We start from the raw sequence: 17,329 nt of genomic DNA, 5'->3' as shown, positions 1-17,329 counted from the left end.
AGGGTGGCTTTTTCCTTCCTCTATTTCACTTTCCAATGGCTGAGCAAGATGACGAGATGACCCCAGCGTCGTTGCCCCAGATAAAGGCCAGCGACGCAAACGAATCTTTGACTACTGGGCAGGCGCAAACCCCGCCGCTACCCGTACCCCAGGCCGAGGAGGTGGCCCTACCTCCAGGCGTTGCGCCGGCCGGGGATACAGCTCCTGCGGCGTTGACACCCGATGAGCAGCCGAGCAAGGGCCCGCAGGCGCAGACCACAGCGGTAAGGGAGGGGCAGGAGGCCCCCACTGCCGACCCTGCTACCGATGCAATGGCTACAGCGCCCGTGGGCGAATTGCGCATCACCTGGCAGCAGAAGGGCGATGAGGTAGCCCCGCTGCTGGAAATGCGCGCTTACCTCGACCAACTCCGGGAAGCCGGCGTGGCCGTGGGCGCACTGCAGTTCGAGCGTAACCCGGCGGGCAAACTCACGGGGGGCTTTGCGGTCAGCTACGACCCCGAATCCAACAAACTGGGTCAGCTGGAGGCGACATTACAGGGCTTCCGGCAGATAGGGAATGGCGTGGGCGTGATGGAAAACCCGGAGCAGGCGGCCGCCCGCCGGCAGGAGGCGGGCTACGATGACAGCTATGAGCCCCCGCGCAGCAAGCAGGTGCGGCAGGCATTCGGCGCCGGGCAGTGGGACGCGCTGAGCGCCCAGCTCGCGGCCGTGCCCAAGCACGCGCTAACCGTCCCGGAGCAGGGGCAGCAGGCCGCAGCCGAGCAGCGCGTGCAGCAGCTGGCCCAGCAGCAGGGCAAGACCACCGAGCAGGTGCTGCGCGACGGGAAAAGCATTTTTGACATTGACACCAGCGGCAACCCGGCGTCAGCCTTTCTGAAGAACTTCTACGCCCATCTGAACGGCGGCCCAAAGACCCGGCAGCACCTGGAAGTGGACTACGAGCAAACCCGCCAGGATTTGCAGGCGCGCCTGCTTCGCAAGGCAGGTACTGCCCAGGCGGAAGTTCTGCCCGACCAGGCGCCAGCTGCCCTAGGTGCCCACGCAGTGGCCGTCGCCGACGCCGGCAAGCCGGCTCCGGCCGAGGTGGTAGCCCCGCCGGCCCCCAGTGCCCCGCCATTCCAGGCCAGCGACGTGCCGCAGCAGGTGCTGGCTTCGCTGGGCCTGACCCTGCAGATGCTGGAGCAGAGCGGGCAGCTGGAAAAGCTGCTGAGCGGGCGGCAAACCGACCTGCTGGCCATGCAGGTGACGGGCCGGCCGGATCAGGACCCCGTTCGGTTTGCGGGGAAGATGGTGCTGCGCCGCGAAGCTGACGGCACGGCCACCCTGAAAATGGAGTTGCCCCAGGCCCGGTTGGTGATTCCCAATGAGATTGGAGGGCTGCCATTCACGCCCGAGCAGCGGCAGCGGCTGGAAGCCGAGGGCAACGCCGGCCTGCTGCGCGGCCTAAAGGATGAGCAGGGCCGCACCTACAACGGCTACGTGGCCGTGGATAAGACCATGAACAAAGTAGTGATTCTGCCCGAAGACAAGGTGACGCTGCACGATACTATTGCCGGCGTCAAGCTCACGCCCGAGCAGAGCCACGACCTGCGCGAGGGCAAAGTCGTGGCCCTGGCCGGCATGGCCAGCGGCGACGGTGGCCGGCAATTCGACGGCACCGTGCAGGTAAATGCTGCTAAGGCCTGCATCGAGGTGCGCCCCGCCGCGCATGAGCTAATCCAGCGCCAGGCGCCGCAGGTGCAGCAAGCGGTACCGGGTGCTACCAAGACGGTGGTGGCCACGCCGGCCAAGGAGCAAACGACGCAGGTGAAAACCCGGGGGCCGCGCCACTAAGCGGGCCAACTGCTTCCACGCCATCATCTATTCACCCCAAGCCCGGAAGCTCTTTTCCGGGCTTCTTTTTTCTGGGCTGCCCCCGGTCTAACCCATCCCCAAGCCATGGAACACGAGCTGACTTTTCAAAAAATCAAGGAGCGGGTGGAGTTGCCCGAGCTGCTGAGCCATTTCGGCTACACCCTGAAAAAAGGCGAGCAGTTGGGCCGAGGCAAGTGGCATGTATTCGAGGGCGACGATACCCTGGTCGTGTTTAAGGGCCGGGGCGGTGACTGGATGTATTTCAACGCCCAGGATGACCGCGACAAGGGCAGCGTCATCGACTGGATGAAGAACCGGGTAAGCTCGGGACGAATTGCTGGCATTGCCCAGCTGCCGGGTCGTACTCTGTGGCAGGCAGTCAACGACCACTTCCGCGCCTACCTGAGCCTGCCCGAGCCGCAGCGGCCCCGGCTCGATTTGCCACCTATTGCCGAAACCGCGCCCGGCGAGAAGTTCCACAGCATCTTCACTAAGGACTGCCGGCCGCTGGAAGACACCACCTACCTCGAAGGGCGGGGCATCAGCCTAGCTACGCTGCGGCACCCGCAGTTCGTCGGGCGCATACTCAACCACCGGCACACCGTGCAGCGGGCCGGGCTGCCGCCCAAAACCTACGTCAACACGGCCTTCCCGGCCTACCACGAGGGGCGGGTAGTGGGACTGGAACTGAAAGGCGCAGGCTTCAAGGGGCAGGCGCCGGAAAGCCAGTTTTCCCGCTCCTTGTGGCTGAGCCGGCTGCCCGAGGGCCGGCCGGCGGCGGTGCTCGTAGTCAGCGAGTCAGCCCTCGATACGCTTTCCTATGCGCAGCTGCACCCCCAGGAAAGCGCCCTCTACGCTTCCACCGCCGGCACGCTCACCCAGAATAAGATTTTCGAGTTGAAACGGCTGCTGCGCGAGGAGCAGATTCCGGCCATCCGGGCTGCCTTTGACAATGACACCCAGGGGCACCATTTCGACACGCGGCTCTTGGCAGGCCTGGCCAGCGACCAGAATCCGATGAAAGTGGTGCGCGAGCATGAGCACCAACTGACCGTCGAAATCGTGGCGCCCCAGCCGGCCGGCGTGCAGGCATTGAGCCGGCGGCTGCAGGCTTACAACGAGCAGACGAGTCAGCAGTTCAGTCAGGCTAATGGAGCCCCCGGTACGCCGGCCACGAGCCCGACCCTGCGCGATGAGCTAATACACTCTCAGAAGCTGGGCGCCCACACCTACCAGTTTCACCTGCCCATGAGCCCGGGGGCGCTGCACGCCTTCAATCAGGCGGCCAGCCAGACGCTGGCCTTCGAGCACCGGGTGGAACTCGTGAAAAGCCAGGGCAAGGACTGGAACCAGGATCTAAAGCAGGACCAGCTGCAGCAGGTGGTGCGGCGCGAGCTGGGTGACGTGGACGAGGACCAATACGGCTTCGGCCAGCAGCACTGGGACAATCCGGAAATAAGTGGCAGCGGGAAGATTGCCCAGCTGCACCAAGCCCAGGCCGAGGCCCGGACCCAAGGGGAGCGGCTGCTAGTGGTAGAGTTGCGCGAAAGCCGGGACGAAACGGCGCTGCTGCCCACCCTGCGCGAAAATCTGGAGCGCATCGGCCTGCACATCGACCACGCCACCCGGCAGCCGCCCGGTGTAGCCCGCGAAATACTAACGGAACTGACCCTGCGCTACCCCGTTCAATCACCCCAGTTGCCGGCCATCAGCGACGCAGTGGATGCGCTCCGGCAGAATCCCCGGGTCACGGTGGTAGAATCCGGGCAGGACGCGGTGGAGCGCCGGCAGCTGGCCGCCGCCCGGGAGCAGGAGCGCCAAGCTGGCCCGCCATTGCGGCCCAGTGACTCCCCCGCCCGTGATCAGGCCCGTCAGGACTTCATCGAGGCGGCGCGGCAGGTAGTCCGCGAGCTGCGCGTGTGCGCCGCCGGCTTGGAGGCCGCCCGGCTGCAGGAAGTCAGCAAGCAGCTGCTGACCCGGCCGGCGCTGACGGGTATCAACCAAGAGAATGTCGCAAGGGTTCTGGCGGTGGTGGATACGCTGGACACGCTGAAAGCCAGCCCCGCCGTACTGCAGTTGCGCCAAGCGGCGCAGCTGCTACATGCGCCCAAGCCCCCAGTTCCGGAAAACCGTCCCCGGACCAGCCCCCGGTGGTAGGGGTTGCCAGGTGCCGGGCGTCGAGAAGTTCACTAGCTAACGAGGCAGGCTAGTTGCAGAAGCATTGACTGCTATCCGACACTCTTCAATTTCCCGCTGCCGCATCCGGAAGCGTAGCCACCCGGTGAGCAGCACAACGCCGGCAGCACCAACCGCCCAGTAGCCCAACGACCCGGCGCGCACCGGATGAAGCTGAATCAGGGCCAGACCGAAGCCCAGCATAGCCAGACTGGTGCGCACGTAGGTGAGAAACGTACGCTCATTGGCCATGCGGGTGCGGGCCGCGGCCAGGCCCTGCTGGTCATAGTTGGGCGGTAATGAAGGAAATGCAGGCATGCGGAAGCAGTAAAGCGGAGGCCCGGGCTACCCCGGGCATTATACCACTACGAACGTCGCGTGCGGATGCACAACCATGGGCCGGTGCTGGGTTAAGTATGCCCGCATAACGGCCACTATATGCTGCCCGGTTTTGCGGCGGTTGCGGCCATACTGGAGCGGTACGCCCTGTGAGGTGATATACGCGGCCTTATAGGTCCGTTCCGGATCCAGAGGCTGGTCTTTTATAAACACGGTTTGCAAGCGGCTACCCTTGGGGTTCTCAGCTTTGAAGTACGCTTTCAGTCCCAGGGCCCGCTTTACGTAGCCGCCCATCTGGTGCAGCGGGTCCTGGCTGTAGGTGCCCTCGAGGTTCTTCTCCAGCATCTGGCGCAACTCCGCGCCACTGAGCTCGACCGTTTCAATCTCCGGGTCCATCGGCACCAGATCGTAGAGGTCGTTGAGCTGCACCGGGCCGGGGGGAATGGGAGCACCGTAGCGCCAGCCGTTGGAGAAGTACAGGTCGGCGGGCACCAGCGCCCGGATGCTGGCCAACAGAAAATCGTCGGCCGGGCATTCCACCGACGTGCCCCGGTGAAGCCCGGTGGCGGTGACGCCCACCACCTCACGCAGGCTGGCATAGGGCAGCAGGGCCGCGTCGATGCGCGCCTGCAGAGCCGGGTCGGGCGTCAGGTCCGCGCTGACTTCCCGCAACTCATGGTCGTAGGCGGTGACGCGGCCGTTTTCCACGGTGAGCGTGAGGCGGCCGACAAAGGAACCGTGGGCCCCGGACTGCATTACCAGACAGTCGCCCGCGCGGAAGGGCTCGTAGAGGCGGTTGTGGGTGTGGCTGCTCAGGCACACGTCCACGCCGGGGTGCGCCTGCAGCAGGGCCACGTCCTGGGGGAAGCCGCAGTGAGAAAGCAATACTACCAAGTCGACGCGCTCCGGGCCGCGCAGTTCGGCCACGTAGCGGGGTAGCTCCGCCGTGCCATCGGTGAAGCGCAGGCCCTCACCGAAATGGGCCGGCATGGTCTTGTCGACGATGGGGCAGGCCAGGCCGATGACGCCCACGCGTAGGCCAGCCGTTTCGTAGACCTGATACGGCGGATACACCAATTCGCCCGAGGCTTTCTCATACACATTGGCGGCCAGCAGGGGGTAATTCAGCTGCTTAACCAACTGGCGCAGCCGGTCTGGTCCATAGGCAAAATCCCAGTGGGCCGTCATACCGGCCACGCCCAACTCGTTGAGGATGGGCACCAGAATCTCGCCCTGTGTATCCACCACCGGCCGGGTGCCGTGAAACGTGTCGCCCCCGTCGAAAAGCAGATTTTCCGGGTACTGCTGGCGCCACTGCTGCAGCAGGGTGGCAATGCGGGCGTAGCCTCCGCAGGGACGGTACTCAGGGCCGGTGGGCCCGTAAAACAGCTCCTGGTGCAGAATCAGGTAGCCGTGCACATCATTTAGCTGGAAGAAGGAGAGAGTGGTAGCCATAAGGTGGGAAAGGGTGAGTTAGGGAGTTGGCTGGCAGGGATACCCCGCCTATCGGCCAGACCTCGGCCGATAGGCGGGAATGCTGACTAACGTGAAACGGTTAGGCTTTGCCGGCCAGAATTTTGTTCCAATACAGCCACGGCAGAGCGTAGCGCTTGAGCAGCCACATGGAAAACCGCTCCTGGGCCTGGTCGATGGGGAAGCTGGGGGTAGGGTTGTTGTCGTAGTCGAACTCGGCCAGAATTAGCTTGCCGTAGCCCGTTACCAGCGGGCAGGAGCCATAGCCGTTGTAGGGCGGGTTGCCGGCCAACTGCTGCCCGCGCAGCAGCGACAACAGATTTTTAACCACCACGGGCACCTGCTTGCGCACGGCCGCGCCGGTTTTGGCATTGGGCGTGGAGGTGGCGTCGCCCAGCCCGAAGATGTTGGCGTAGCGCACGTGTCGCAGCGTGTGCTTGTCCACGTCCACCCAGCCCAGCGGGTTGCCGGGCACGGCCAGGGGGCTGTTCTTGATGAAATCCGGGGCGCTCATGGGGGGCACCACGTGCAGCAGGTCGAAGTGCTTGGTGACCTCACCCACCACCTGACCGTCCTTATACACGTCATACACCGCTTCGCGCTGCTCCCCGCGGATTTCCTTCAGGTTGTGCAGAAAGTCGGTCTTGATGCCGTAGCGGTTGACCACCTTTTGCAGGGCATCGGCGAAGACCTTGACCCCAAATAATACCCCACCGCCGGTTGTGAACCGCACATCGGCTTTGCGGAGCACGCCGCGCTTGCGCCAGTTGTCACTGGCCAAGTACATGATTTTCTGGGGCGCGCCGCCGCACTTGACGGGCGTGTTCGGGGCCGAGAATAGGGCCGTGCCGCCCTGGAAATTCTTCACGCACTCCCAGGTGTAGGGGGCCAGCTCGTAGCCGTAGTTAGAGCACACGCCGTTCTTGCCCAGCGCTTCTTTAGCCCCTTTAATCTTGTGCCAGTCCAGCTGAATGCCCGGGGCCACGATGAGGTAGTCGTAGCCCAGGCGCTGGCCGCTGGCCGTGACTACCACGTTGACGTCGGGCTCGAAGGAAGCCGCCGCGTCCTGCAGCCAGGTAGCGCCCTGGGGAATGAAGTCGGCCTCGTTGCGCTCCGTGTCACGGATGTCATAGGCCCCACCGCCTACCAGCGTCCAGGCCGGCTGGTAGTAGTGCTTGGCGCTGGGTTCGAGGATAGTGACGTGCAGGCGGCGGTCAGCGAGCAGCAGCTGGGCGGCCACCGAGAGGCCGGCGTTGCCGCCCCCGATGATGAGCACTTGGTGATGGGAAGCAGGGTGTACGTGCATGGCGTCAGAAACTTGGGAAGTGGGAAATGGCAAATTGGGTAGTTACATGAACCTGGGTAAATAGGATCATGCTTTCACATGATTGAGGCGAGGATAGCATGGCGGAGCAAAACCCGCCCGAGAGGGGGAAGATGGTTAGCAGGCTCGCGCAGGCCTAGTAGCTGGCCTCATCCAGGCGCACCTTGCCCCGGAACACCCAGAATACGAAGCCAGTGTAGGTAGCCACGAGCGGGATGCCGATGGCGGCAATGGTGAGCATAATGCCCAGCGACTTGGAAGAAGAGGCTGAATTGTAGATGGTCAGGTTCCAGGCCGGATTGAGCGTGGACCGCACCAGCACCGGAAATAGGCCCGCCGCCACCGTCAGCAGCAGCAGGGCAGCGATGGAGCCCGAGCAGAGAAAGGCCGCGAAGTAGCGGCGGCGCCGGATCAGCCAGCCAATGCTCAGCACCAGCCCGAGCGTGAGCAGCGGCACGGCAAACAGCCAGGGCTGAGCGCGGAACACGGTGAGCATGTGGGGCACGTGCCAGAGCGTGGCCACCGACAGCACCAGGTACAGGGCCACGAACACCCGCAGGGTCTGGCGCACGATGAGCGTGAGGCGGGCAAAAATGCGGTTCTCGGTCTTAAGCAGCAGGTACACGGCCCCGTGCTGGGCAAACAGCGCCGCCGTGGTGGCACCTACCAGCAGGGCGTAGGGGTTCAGGAAGGTCAGCCAGGAGCCCTGAAACTCCCGATCTGCCCCGATGGGCAGGCCCTGGATGAGGTTGCCCAGCACCACGCCCAGGCTCAGGGCAATGACCACGGAGGCCACCGAGTAGCTCCAGTCCCACATCGAGCGCCACCACGGCATGGGCTCCTTGCTGCGGAACTCGATGGAAATGGCCCGGAAAATCAGCGCCACCAGAAACAGCATGAACGGCACGTAGAAGGCAGAAAACACGGTGCCGTACACCACCGGGAAACCCGCGAACAGCGTACCTCCGCCAATCACCAGCCAGACCTCGTTGCCGTCCCACACGGGCCCGATGGCGTTTAGAGCAATGCGGCGGCTTTCCTCTTTGCGCAGCAGCAGGTGCACGGCCCCGGCGCCCAGATCAAAGCCGTCGAGCACGGCATAGCCCGTAAATACGGCCCCGACTACTAGAAACCACCAGGTAGCCAAGTCAAGTCCTTAGAAGGTTGCCATAGCTGGTGGGGGTTAGAGGTCGGACACGTTGCGGAGCGCGGCGGCGGAAATGCCCGGCGCGTCGTGGGAAATGACGGGGTTGTTGCGCTTGGAGGCCGGGGAGAGGTGGTGGGCCTCGCTGAGCTCCTCCTCGTCGGGGCCGTGCTGAATCTTCTTATTGAGCAGGTACAGGAACAGGGCGAAGAGCAGGGCGTAAACCAGTGTGAACAGAATCAGGGAAAACCACACCTGGCCCGCCGTCACGGCCTTGGACAGTGCGTCGGAAGTGCGCAGCAGCCCGTACACCACCCAGGGCTGGCGGCCCACTTCGGCCGAGTACCACCCAAGTTGGTTGGCGAGCTGCGGCAGCAGCACGGCCGACACAAATACGCCCAGCAGCCGGGGTAGCACAAGAGTAAGAACAGAAATTCCCGCTAAGGGTCTTTCGGGGTATAATTTTTCAGCTTGGACTGGTAGTCGGAAAAGGGGGAACCACCTCTAAGGGTGCCAGTTTATGGCATAGCGGATATTGGGGGGAGGGCTATAGCGATTCATCATTCAGCTTTCTCGTAAGGGGTGGCCCGGCCATTTTCCCGATGCGCTGGGAGGTTGCCCAGCGACTGGCCCTGCTCGCGGCCGAAGCGCAGGTGCTTGGCCTGGCCGATGACCTGCGCCGAGTAGATGCCCGTGTGGCCCGAAACCAGGTAGGCCGTTACGCAGGCCAGCGCCAGGTACACCCCGGCGTGGGTGCCGAACAGTTCCAGGCCCATCAGCGTGCAGGCCAGCGGCGTGTTGGCCGCGCCCGCGAACACGCCCACGAAGCCCATGGCCGCCAGCAGCGCCACCGGCAGCGGCAGCACCAGGGCCAGCGCCGAGCCCAGCGTGGCCCCGATGAAAAACAGCGGCGTGACCTCGCCCCCCTTGAAGCCACAGCCTAAGGTGAGGGCCGTGAGCCCCAGCTTAAGCAGGAAGGCCTGCGGTAGCGCCGGGGTCTGAAACGAGGCCAGGATGGTGGGCACGCCCAACCCGATGTACTGGGTGGTGCCCAGCGCGAAAACCGCCAGCGCCACCAGCATCCCGCCCACCACGGGCCGCAGCGGCGGGTAGCCGATGCGCTTGAACCCGTCGGTAATCCGGTGGGTGAGTGTGGCAAAGCCCCGGGCCGTAAGCCCGAACAGCAGGCCGCAGCCCAAGGTCAGCCCCAGCCCCAGCGGCGTGAGGGGCAGCGCGTTGAGTTCGGGGTAGTGCGCGTGGCCCACGCCCCAGGCCCGGGTCACGAGGTCAGCGCAGACGGCGGCCAGGAAGCTCGGTACGAGGGCATCGTAGCGCAGGGTGCCCAGCAGAAATACCTCCAGCCCGAACACGGCCCCCGCCAGCGGGGTGCCGAACACGGAGGCAAAGCCCGCGCTGATGCCGGCAATGAGCAGCAGCTTTCGGTCGCGGGGCCGCAGACCGAAGAGGCGGGTGAGCTGGTCGGCCAGCGCCCCGCCCATCTGCACGGCCGTGCCCTCGCGGCCGGCCGAACCGCCGAACAGGTGGGTGACCAGCGTGCCGAACAGCACCAGCGGGGCCATGCGCAGCGGAATGCGGATGCGCGGGGTGTGGATTTCGTCCAGCAGCAGGTTGTTGCCGCGCACCACGCCTTGGCCCAGGTAGTGGTAGCTGGCCCCGACGACGAGGCCGCCGGCCGGCAGCAGCCAAAGCACCCCGGGGTGGGCTTCGCGCCAGGCCGTCACCCAGTCGAGGGCGACCAGGAAGCCCGCCGAAGCCGAACCCACGAGTCCGCCCACGGCGGCGCTAATCAGCAGCCAGCGCAACAGAAACAGCAGGTGCGGCGCGGGCGTCAGGGCCAGCGCAGGCCGCCGAAAGCGAGAAAAAGGAGAAGGGAGTGCCACGGACAACAGCAGGTAAAAGCCAACGAAAACCGGTTCCTCACCGGCTCGAAAGCCCGGAGGATGCGTAGGAATCATCAGCTCAACCCCGAAGCGTTGGCGGTTCACGGTGGAAATCCATCACCGAATTGTAGGGTAAAGATAGGTGTTTGCCCGGACACGTCCGCCGGCTTTACGCGCTGGGCGCGGGTGGTTGCGCAGCCGTCACGCTTCGCCGGGATGGCTCGTGGGCGGTGGGCTGACCATTACCCGCACGCGGGCCAGGTACGCGGCCACGGCCAGGGCCACGGCCGCCGCCAGCCCGAACGTGGGCAGCGGGCCAACCCATTGCCACACCAGCCCGGCCCCGGTGCTGGCCCCCAGCGCCGCCAGGCTGCTCAGGCCGGCGAAGGTGCCCAGCGCGGCCCCGGTATCGGCTTTGTTGCAGAGCGTGCTCACCCAGGCTTTGGCCACGCCCTCGGTGGCCGCCGCGTACAGGCCATAGAGGGCAAACAGCGCCCCGAACGCCCACCGCTCGTGGGCCAGGGCCACGCCGCCGTACACGCCGGCAAACACCAGTAAGCCGCCGACCAGCAGGCGGCGCGGCCCCAGCCGGTCGGCCAGGTGGCCCAGGGGCCAAGCGCTGAGCACATAGGTCAGGTTGTAGAGCACGTAAAGACCGATGATGGTAGGAGCCGACAGCCCGCGCTGCCGGGCCAGCAGCAGCAAAAACGCATCGGACGAGTTGAACAGGGCAAACGCGAGCAGTCCGCCCACCACCCGCCGGTAGGCGGGCGGGGCCTGCCGCCAGTAGCTGAAGGAGGCCCAGAACGGCATCACCGGCCGGCCCGAGGGCTCGGCCCGCCGCTCCCGCAGCGCGAAGGTGATGCCGATGGCTACCACCCCCGGTAAGAAGGCCCACCAAAACAGCGGCCGGTACTGGCCCGGGTGCGCGGCCAGCCAGCCCAGGGCCGCCAGCGGCCCCAACACCGCGCCCAATGTGTCCACCGAGCGGTGAAAGCCGAACACCTTGCCCCGGTCGGCGGGCGTGGTTTCGTCGCTGAGCAGCGCATCCCGCGCCCCGGTGCGCAGGCCCTTGCCCAGCCGGTCCAGGGTGCGGGCCAGCAGCACCCACCCGGGCGTGGCTAGCACCGCTAGTAAGGGTTTGCTGAGGGCGCTGAGCCCGTAGCCCCACTGCACAAAGGGCACGCGCCGGCCCAGCCGGTCGCTCCACTGCCCAAAATAACCCTTGCTGAGCCCGGCCACGGCTTCGGCCACGCCTTCAAGCAGGCCAATGAAGAAGACGGAAAACCCGATGCTCTGCAAATACAGTGGCATGACCGGATAGAGCATCTCGCTGGCCAGATCGGTGAACAGGCTGATGAGCGAGAGCAGCCAGACGGCGCGGGTAACGTAAGAAAAGCGAGAGGTGATACGGCGCATACGCGTGAAACAGCCGGGGCAGGAGCGCCCCGGCAGGAGAAAAAAATAAATTTAAAAAAAAGTGATTTCCCCTTGACAAACCCCGGGGTACCCGAAAGACCTTTGTCCTGTTCCTCCCCTGCTCCCCTGCCCATCTATGCTGACCCCCGCCGAGCGCAAAGTCGTCATGCAGCAACTCACGGCCCTTACCGGGCAACTTGACGGGTTGCGCACCTTGCTCGATGCCCCGGGTACGGGCCTGGACGTGTTGTTTCAGCAATTCCGGGCCGTGGAAGGGGTTGCCCACCGGGCCGTGGCGCAGGTGCTCGACGAGCTGTTCCGCAAAAAGCTGGCCCTGGCCCTGGTGGCCGCGCAGGACGCTTGCCCCGGCGCGTGCGACTACTGCGACCGGGTGGAACGCCTCAAGAAAGAGTTTGCCCACCTGGACTTGCCGCAGGTACTGAGTTATCTAACCGAATTTACTCCCGGCTCCTAACCAGAATTCACTTTGCTTAACTCCTATTCCTGGATGCTGCTCACGCCCCGCCCCCCTGCTTATTTGCTTGCCTTTGCGTCCGCAAGGACTGTTTTTTTCTCTTTCCCTCATTTCCTTTTTCCCATGAAACAGAAATTGTTTGCCCTGAGCGCTGGCGTGCTGCTTTTCGCTGGTTCGGTGCTGGCGGCCGGCACCGCCCCCCACGCGGCTACCAAGCCCGCCGCCCGCAAAAGCTGCCCCGTCACCAAAGACTGCCCGGCCAGCCTGTGCCAGCCGGTTGCCAAAGCCCCCACAACCTGTACGCCCCGCCCCGGCTGCTGCATGAAGTAAGCGTCCGCGCCCAGTCTTTTCCAAAGCCCCGCCCGCACCCTGCGAGCGGGGTTTTTTAAGTTGCAGCTGGCTCAGAGGGTAATTTTGAGCGCCATGTTGCCCACGATGCCATCGAGCGGGGCATAGAGCGGCCGGAACGTGGGCGCGGCCGGGGTGCCGAGCACGACGGGCTCAAACCGGGTCTGGCGCACGTCGAGGAAGTTTTCCACGTTGAGCACCACCGAAAAGTGTGGGGCAAATATCTTCTCGCCCAGCACCCCCAGCAGCCAGAAGCCGCGCCCCTGCCGCGTGCCTTCGCCCAGGTACTGCGGGCCGTTGTAAGTGCCTTCCAGGCCCAGGCGGAAGCTCTTTTCCTGCTCGTACACGGTGGTGAGCACCAGGCGGTGGCGCGAGACAAACGGCAGCTGCGCGGGTTGGCTCTGGTCGTAGGTCTGCTTGGTGTCGGTGAAGGTATACGCCGTGAAGAACTGCAGCCCCTCCACGCCCAGGCGCAGGTTCGTTTCCAGGCCCCGCGCCGTGACGGGCGAGGCCGCGTTGCGGAACTCGGTGATGCCCGTGGCCAGCTGCGCGGCGTCGGGAATCAGGGTGTGGTCGAGGCGGGTGTAGAACACGGCTTGGTTGAGCGAGATGTTCAGCTCATCGAGCCGGCCGCGCAGGGTCACGTCGGCGTTCAGCCCCCGCGAGGTTTCAGCGCGCAGCCCCTGCACATCGAGGGGCTGCACGTTCACGTAGGCCTGCTGCTCGGTGGCGCTGCTGAAGATAGTGGGCGCTTTGTAGCCGAAGCCGCCCCCGGCCCGCAGGCTCACGTGCTCGCCGGCCTTGTAGAGGGCCGAAAAGCGGGGCAGCACGAACAGGCCGTAGGGGCGCTGGTAGTCGGTGCGCAGGCCCGCCTGCAGCGTCAGGTTTTCCAGTACCCGCCAGTCGTCCTGCGCGAACAGCCCGTAGGTCTGGTACTGGTAGTCGCGGGCACCCGCAGCGGCCACGGCCGCCGTTTCGCGGAAGTCATCGGTGAGGACGTTGCCGCCGAGCACGGCCCGGTGCGTGCCGAGGGGCACCAGCAGCGACGCTTCGGAGTAGGTCGAGAGCTGCCGGCCGGCAAAGTAGCTGCTACCGGCCTCAATGCGGCGGGTAAAGCTGCTGACGCTGTTTTTCACCGTGAGTACCCGCTTTTGGCCCAGGTGGGTATCCAACCGGAGCTGCGTGCTGTAGCGGTCAGAGCGGTTGCGCTCGGTGTAGCCGGCCGTAGCCGGGTTGTCCAGGGCCGGCCGGTAGCCCCCGGCGCGGGTTTCCACGGTGGCATTCAGCCCAGCGTACAATGTAGTGGAATCGGAGATGTAGTAGAATAGGCGCGGGTTGACCGTCGTGGCCTGCACTTGGGGCAGGTCGGTGAAGTCGTCGCCACTCACGTCGCGGGCTTGCTGGGTGTTCTGCGTGGCCAGCAGCGTGAGGCCGAGCTGGCCGGTGCGGCCAGTGTAGAAGGCCGTCAGGTCGCGGCCGCCCTTCTGCGTCTGGTTGAGCAGTACGTTCAGTTCCGGCGTTTCGGTGGGCGCTTTGCTCACTAGGTTCACCAGGCCCGCAATAGCATCCCCGCCGTACAGGGCCGAGGACGCGCCTTTGATGATTTCCACCTGCCGCAAATCCAGGGGCGCAATCTGCACCAAACTCAGCCCCTGCGAAAAGCCGCCGTACAGGGGAAAGCCGTCGCGCAGCAGCTGGGTGTAGCGCCCATCCAGCCCTTGAATGCGGAAGGCCACGCTCCCGGAGTTGGCGGAGGTGAACTGCGGCTGGATGCCCGAGGCTTCGGTGAGCAGCATGGCAATGTTGGCCGGCCGCATGCTGCTTTTTTCGGCCAGCTCTTCCGGTCCCAGCACCTCAATGCGTACGGGCACGTCCTCAATGCGCGAGCCGGTGCGGGTAGCCTCCACGACCACGCCCTGCAATTCGAGGCTGCTGGGTTCCAATTCAACCAGGGCGGGCGCGTCGCCAGCCTGGGGCAGGGTGAAGGTCAGGATGCGGGTTTCGTAGCCGATACTTCCAACCTGCACCTGCTGGGGGCCGGCCGGCACGTCGGGCAGGGTGGCGCGGCCGTCGGCATCGGTGGCCGCGCCGAGACCGAGAGAAGGAATAGCCACGGTGACGCCGGGCAAAGCGGTTTTGGTGCGCTCGTCGCGCACCAGCACCCGCAGCGGGCTTTGGGCCACGGCAAGGCCGGCACTGCTCAGCAGCAGGGCCAGGAATACAAATAAGAATTTCATGAGAAGGGGCGCCGCGCGCCATAGAGCTGAAAACGGGGTAAACACGGACAGGCGACCCTCATCCGAGAGCCGCCAGTGGCGGAGTTCAAACCCGTAAATCAGACTTGCAGTACGGCGTAGCGCAGGTAGAGCCGGCGCACCGGGGGCGGCGGGTTGGCCACCCAGGGCCACGCGGCCGGCGAGCCGGGCAGGCCCCGAAACCTCAGCCGGGGCCGGTCGGTGGCCCCGAGCCGTTCCGGCTGAACGGCCGGGGTGGCGGGCTGCGCCTCCGGAGCGGGCACCTCGATGCCCGCCGCTTCGGGCAGGTAGTCGTGCGTTTCGTGGGCGTAATGCTGCCGGTATTCCTGCGCGTCCAGCTCGCACGCGCTGCCCAGGTAAACGATACCGAACAGCAGGGTGAGCAGACGAAACAGGAAATGGCGGGCCAAGCGAAGCGGCGAAAGATGCTCCCAAAAGTACACGGATTCTCCCAGCCCACCGCACGGGCAGCGCGTGCCCGGCCCCGTAGGAAACCCGGCGGCGGACTTGCGCCGGCGCGGCCGGCCAACCCCCACGCCCGGCGGCGCGTTAGCGTAAGCCTAGCTCCGCTGTTTGGTACCTATGGTGAAATCATCCCCCGCCGGCCACCGGCCCGCGCTGTTCTGGAAAGTCATTGGGCTGAGTGGCCTGCTGCTGCTGGGCAGCTGCAATACCGCCCCCCGCTCGCTCAACCCCAAGGACGTGCCCGACGAGAGCGAGTGCGCGCCGCTCACGCCCGTGGTAGCGCCCAAGGGCTACGCCGTGCTGCCCGAGGCGGTGCTGGCCGCCGACTCGCTGCTGGCCCGTACCTTCTCGGCCGATGCCCTGCGCACGGCCAACGTGTGCGGGCTGGTGCCCCAGTTGCGGGCCATGCTGGCCACCGCGCCCGGCACGCTGGCGCGGGTGGTGGCCCGCCAGCAGGTGAGCAGCCGCCTCACCGACGTGGCGCTGGAGATTTCCAGCACGGCCGGCGAGCTGGACTGCGAGGAGGAGCGCGCCGACCAGATTGCCGACTTCCTGCTCGATGAGGCCGGCTCGCGGGTCAAGAACCTGACCATCCTGGCCATTCTCCTGGGAGCGCTGGGCACGGTGGCCACGGGCCTGATGTCGCTCTTCGACGTGCGCAAAACCATCTACCGGCCCGTGGGCATTGCCATTGGCCTCATCGGGGCGGCGCTGGGCTACAGCAGCCTGCGCACCTCGGCCGCGGCCGACATTCCGTTCTCGCACCGCCGCAACGCGCTGGGCGACGTCTGGCGCGGCCCTACGGAATCGACCGTGTTTCCGGCGGCGGTCTGGAATTTTCTTTCCCGCCCCGGCATCCGGGGCGCGAACCAGCCCCCGCTGCGCCAGCGCCTGCTGGGCCGCTGGCTCACGGCCGGCGAGCTGGGGGCCAAAGACGCGGACGAGAAACAGCAGCTCGAAGACTTGCTTTTCGGCGCAGGCGGCACCTACAAAGCCGACGCACTACGCATCCGCGCCAACCTCTTCGACCAGCTCGAATCCACCGTCAACCTGATGAAAAGCGACGTGCAGCAACTGGCCCGTGAAGTAGCGGAAGTGGAGTAAACAGGCGACCAGCGGACCGTTCTGTGACTGCGCCGGGGTTAGTCGTCGTCGCGCTCGGTTTCAGTGGTGCTGCGCAGCACCTTGCCGGCGGCGTTGAACATGACGTACATCTCCTGTTTGCCGGTGCCTTCCAACTCCACCCGGTAGGTGGTGCCGGTTTTGCCGCCACTGATTTTGCGAGCATCGTCCACGCGGTAGCCTGCGTACTGCTTGGCAATGGCCTGGCGCACGGCAGTGGGCAGCTGGCTGGCGGGGATTTCCACCTGGCTCATGGTGGCAGGCGAGCCTTGCTGGGCCTGGGCCGTCAGGGTGAGCGGGGCGGTCAGGCTCAGCAGGAGCGCGGCGCGGCGGGCGGTGGTTACGAGGGTGTCTTTCATGGCGTATTGCGAGTGATTATGGGATATTGAAAGCGTTGAGGCGGGCAGAAAACCTAGACTTGTTGCAGCGCATGCGTTGGCGCGGGCACCGGCCTGGCCAGGCGGCGCCCTACCCACCCGTACACCGCCGCCCCGCCGAAGCCCAGGGCCACGCCCAGCAGCGCCCCGCCCAGCACGTCGGCAGGGTAGTGCACGCCCAGGTACACCCGGCTCAGGCACACAAGCGTAGCCCAGGCCACGGCGCATCCCTTGGCCGCCCGGTAGCGCGGGGGCAGCAGCAGGCACAGCAGCGTGGCCAGCGCCGTCACGTTGGCGGCGTGCGAGGAGGGAAAGCCCAACGGCCCGCCTGGCCCATCGGGCAAATGCAGCAGCGGCCCCAAATCCGGGGTGTGCGAGGGCCGCAGGCGGTGGAAAAAGGGCTTGAAGAGCCGGGCCGAAATCAAATCGGCCAGCCCCACCGAGGCCCCAATGATGGGCAGCAGTGCCCAGGCCCGCCGCCGGAATAGGTAGGCCAGCCCCACGATGAGCAGCAGGTAGCCGCTGAGCCAGGATTTGGCCTGCGAGGCAAATACCATCACGGAGTCCAGCCAGGGCGTGTGAAGTCCGTTGAGGGCGAGCAGCAGCCCGTGGTCGGCCTGCCGGAGAATATCGAAAAGAGTCGTCAACACCGGAGC

General features: G+C 65.6%; 16 protein-coding genes and 1 riboswitch. Of the genes, 5 read left to right on the top strand and 11 right to left on the bottom strand.

Annotated elements, in window-relative coordinates:
- Positions 1 to 35 precede the first annotated feature (35 nt).
- The gene (locus GGU46_RS20205) at positions 36 to 1,835 is read left to right on the top strand and encodes a DUF3945 domain-containing protein (protein WP_183405363.1); all 1,800 of its coding nucleotides are present in this window, start codon (positions 36 to 38) and stop codon (positions 1,833 to 1,835) included.
- Between the two features lie 105 nt (positions 1,836 to 1,940).
- Positions 1,941 to 4,013, top strand: a complete 2,073-nt coding sequence (locus GGU46_RS20200) for a toprim domain-containing protein (RefSeq protein ID WP_125433101.1) — start codon at positions 1,941 to 1,943, stop codon at positions 4,011 to 4,013.
- 36 nt (positions 4,014 to 4,049) lie between these two features.
- Here the strand turns inward: GGU46_RS20200 and GGU46_RS20195 are convergent, their stop codons facing one another.
- From GGU46_RS20195 to GGU46_RS20165, 7 genes are all read right to left on the bottom strand, one after another.
- On the bottom strand, positions 4,050 to 4,349 hold the full coding sequence (locus tag GGU46_RS20195) for a YidH family protein (RefSeq protein WP_125433102.1): 300 nt from the start codon (positions 4,347 to 4,349) through the stop codon (positions 4,050 to 4,052).
- A gap of 39 nt (positions 4,350 to 4,388) precedes the next feature.
- Complete coding sequence (locus tag GGU46_RS20190) at positions 4,389 to 5,825, bottom strand: bifunctional metallophosphatase/5'-nucleotidase (protein ID WP_215906417.1); 1,437 nt, start codon at positions 5,823 to 5,825, stop codon at positions 4,389 to 4,391.
- 100 nt (positions 5,826 to 5,925) lie between these two features.
- Positions 5,926 to 7,149: an NAD(P)/FAD-dependent oxidoreductase gene (locus tag GGU46_RS20185; RefSeq protein WP_183405362.1), complete on the bottom strand. Its 1,224-nt coding sequence runs from the start codon at positions 7,147 to 7,149 to the stop codon at positions 5,926 to 5,928.
- Between the two features lie 154 nt (positions 7,150 to 7,303).
- Positions 7,304 to 8,314 carry a cytochrome d ubiquinol oxidase subunit II gene (gene cydB / locus GGU46_RS20180; RefSeq protein ID WP_246399110.1) on the bottom strand — a complete coding sequence of 337 codons (1,011 nt, stop codon included), beginning with the start codon at positions 8,312 to 8,314 and terminating at the stop codon, positions 7,304 to 7,306.
- Between the two features lie 36 nt (positions 8,315 to 8,350).
- Positions 8,351 to 8,746, bottom strand: coding sequence for a cytochrome ubiquinol oxidase subunit I (locus GGU46_RS20175; protein WP_183405396.1), 396 nt, complete (start codon positions 8,744 to 8,746; stop codon positions 8,351 to 8,353).
- Positions 8,747 to 8,871: 125 nt separating this feature from the next.
- Positions 8,872 to 10,212, bottom strand: a complete 1,341-nt coding sequence (locus GGU46_RS20170; protein WP_317171945.1) for a chloride channel protein — start codon at positions 10,210 to 10,212, stop codon at positions 8,872 to 8,874.
- 58 nt (positions 10,213 to 10,270) lie between these two features.
- A riboswitch (Fluoride riboswitch) is annotated at positions 10,271 to 10,343 on the bottom strand.
- A 70-nt stretch (positions 10,344 to 10,413) separates the two neighbouring features.
- Entirely contained in the window at positions 10,414 to 11,631 is a 1,218-nt protein-coding gene (locus GGU46_RS20165; RefSeq protein ID WP_183405360.1) for an MFS transporter, read from the bottom strand.
- A gap of 136 nt (positions 11,632 to 11,767) precedes the next feature.
- Between GGU46_RS20165 and GGU46_RS20160 the strand changes: the two genes are divergently transcribed.
- Positions 11,768 to 12,106, top strand: a complete 339-nt coding sequence (locus GGU46_RS20160) for a hypothetical protein (protein ID WP_183405359.1) — start codon at positions 11,768 to 11,770, stop codon at positions 12,104 to 12,106.
- 123 nt (positions 12,107 to 12,229) lie between these two features.
- The gene (locus tag GGU46_RS20155) at positions 12,230 to 12,436 is read left to right on the top strand and encodes a hypothetical protein (protein WP_183405358.1); all 207 of its coding nucleotides are present in this window, start codon (positions 12,230 to 12,232) and stop codon (positions 12,434 to 12,436) included.
- Positions 12,437 to 12,507: 71 nt separating this feature from the next.
- Here the strand turns inward: GGU46_RS20155 and GGU46_RS20150 are convergent, their stop codons facing one another.
- Together GGU46_RS20150 and GGU46_RS20145 are read right to left on the bottom strand one after the other, a co-directional pair.
- On the bottom strand, positions 12,508 to 14,691 hold the full coding sequence (locus GGU46_RS20150) for a TonB-dependent receptor (protein WP_183405357.1): 2,184 nt from the start codon (positions 14,689 to 14,691) through the stop codon (positions 12,508 to 12,510).
- A gap of 98 nt (positions 14,692 to 14,789) precedes the next feature.
- Positions 14,790 to 15,119: a hypothetical protein gene (locus GGU46_RS20145; RefSeq protein ID WP_183405356.1), complete on the bottom strand. Its 330-nt coding sequence runs from the start codon at positions 15,117 to 15,119 to the stop codon at positions 14,790 to 14,792.
- A gap of 172 nt (positions 15,120 to 15,291) precedes the next feature.
- On the opposite strand from GGU46_RS20145, the gene GGU46_RS20140 reads away from it, so the two are divergent.
- Positions 15,292 to 16,278, top strand: a complete 987-nt coding sequence (locus GGU46_RS20140; protein WP_183405355.1) for an AAA family ATPase — start codon at positions 15,292 to 15,294, stop codon at positions 16,276 to 16,278.
- Between the two features lie 38 nt (positions 16,279 to 16,316).
- On the opposite strand, the gene GGU46_RS20135 is transcribed toward GGU46_RS20140, so the two are convergent.
- Positions 16,317 to 16,655, bottom strand: coding sequence for a hypothetical protein (locus tag GGU46_RS20135; protein WP_183405354.1), 339 nt, complete (start codon positions 16,653 to 16,655; stop codon positions 16,317 to 16,319).
- Positions 16,656 to 16,708: 53 nt separating this feature from the next.
- A complete protein-coding gene (locus GGU46_RS20130) occupies positions 16,709 to 17,323 on the bottom strand; it encodes a phosphatase PAP2 family protein (protein ID WP_183405353.1) in 615 nt (204 codons plus the stop codon).
- Positions 17,324 to 17,329 lie beyond the last annotated feature (6 nt).

Origin of the sequence: Hymenobacter latericoloratus (genome assembly GCF_014199535.1) — a bacterium.
Taxonomy (GTDB): Bacteria; Bacteroidota; Bacteroidia; order Cytophagales; family Hymenobacteraceae; genus Hymenobacter; species Hymenobacter latericoloratus.
Note: the sequence above shows the minus strand (reverse complement) of the source record. Positions and strands in the feature narration are given on the sequence as shown.

Excerpts from the sequence above, each read along its gene's own strand:
- GGU46_RS20155 (WP_183405358.1), top strand. The coding sequence starts at position 12,230 with ATGAAACAGAAATTGTTTGCCCTGAGCGCTGGCGTGCTGCTTTTCGCT.
- GGU46_RS20160 (WP_183405359.1), top strand. The coding sequence starts at position 11,768 with ATGCTGACCCCCGCCGAGCGCAAAGTCGTCATGCAGCAACTCACGGCC.
- GGU46_RS20190 (WP_215906417.1), bottom strand. The coding sequence starts at position 5,825 with ATGGCTACCACTCTCTCCTTCTTCCAGCTAAATGATGTGCACGGCTAC.
- GGU46_RS20135 (WP_183405354.1), bottom strand. The coding sequence starts at position 16,655 with ATGAAAGACACCCTCGTAACCACCGCCCGCCGCGCCGCGCTCCTGCTG.
- GGU46_RS20185 (WP_183405362.1), bottom strand. The coding sequence starts at position 7,149 with ATGCACGTACACCCTGCTTCCCATCACCAAGTGCTCATCATCGGGGGC.
- GGU46_RS20195 (WP_125433102.1), bottom strand. The coding sequence starts at position 4,349 with ATGCCTGCATTTCCTTCATTACCGCCCAACTATGACCAGCAGGGCCTG.
- GGU46_RS20165 (WP_183405360.1), bottom strand. The coding sequence starts at position 11,631 with ATGCGCCGTATCACCTCTCGCTTTTCTTACGTTACCCGCGCCGTCTGG.
- GGU46_RS20205 (WP_183405363.1), top strand. The coding sequence starts at position 36 with ATGGCTGAGCAAGATGACGAGATGACCCCAGCGTCGTTGCCCCAGATA.
- GGU46_RS20150 (WP_183405357.1), bottom strand. The coding sequence starts at position 14,691 with ATGAAATTCTTATTTGTATTCCTGGCCCTGCTGCTGAGCAGTGCCGGC.
- GGU46_RS20140 (WP_183405355.1), top strand. The coding sequence starts at position 15,292 with ATGGTGAAATCATCCCCCGCCGGCCACCGGCCCGCGCTGTTCTGGAAA.
- GGU46_RS20200 (WP_125433101.1), top strand. The coding sequence starts at position 1,941 with ATGGAACACGAGCTGACTTTTCAAAAAATCAAGGAGCGGGTGGAGTTG.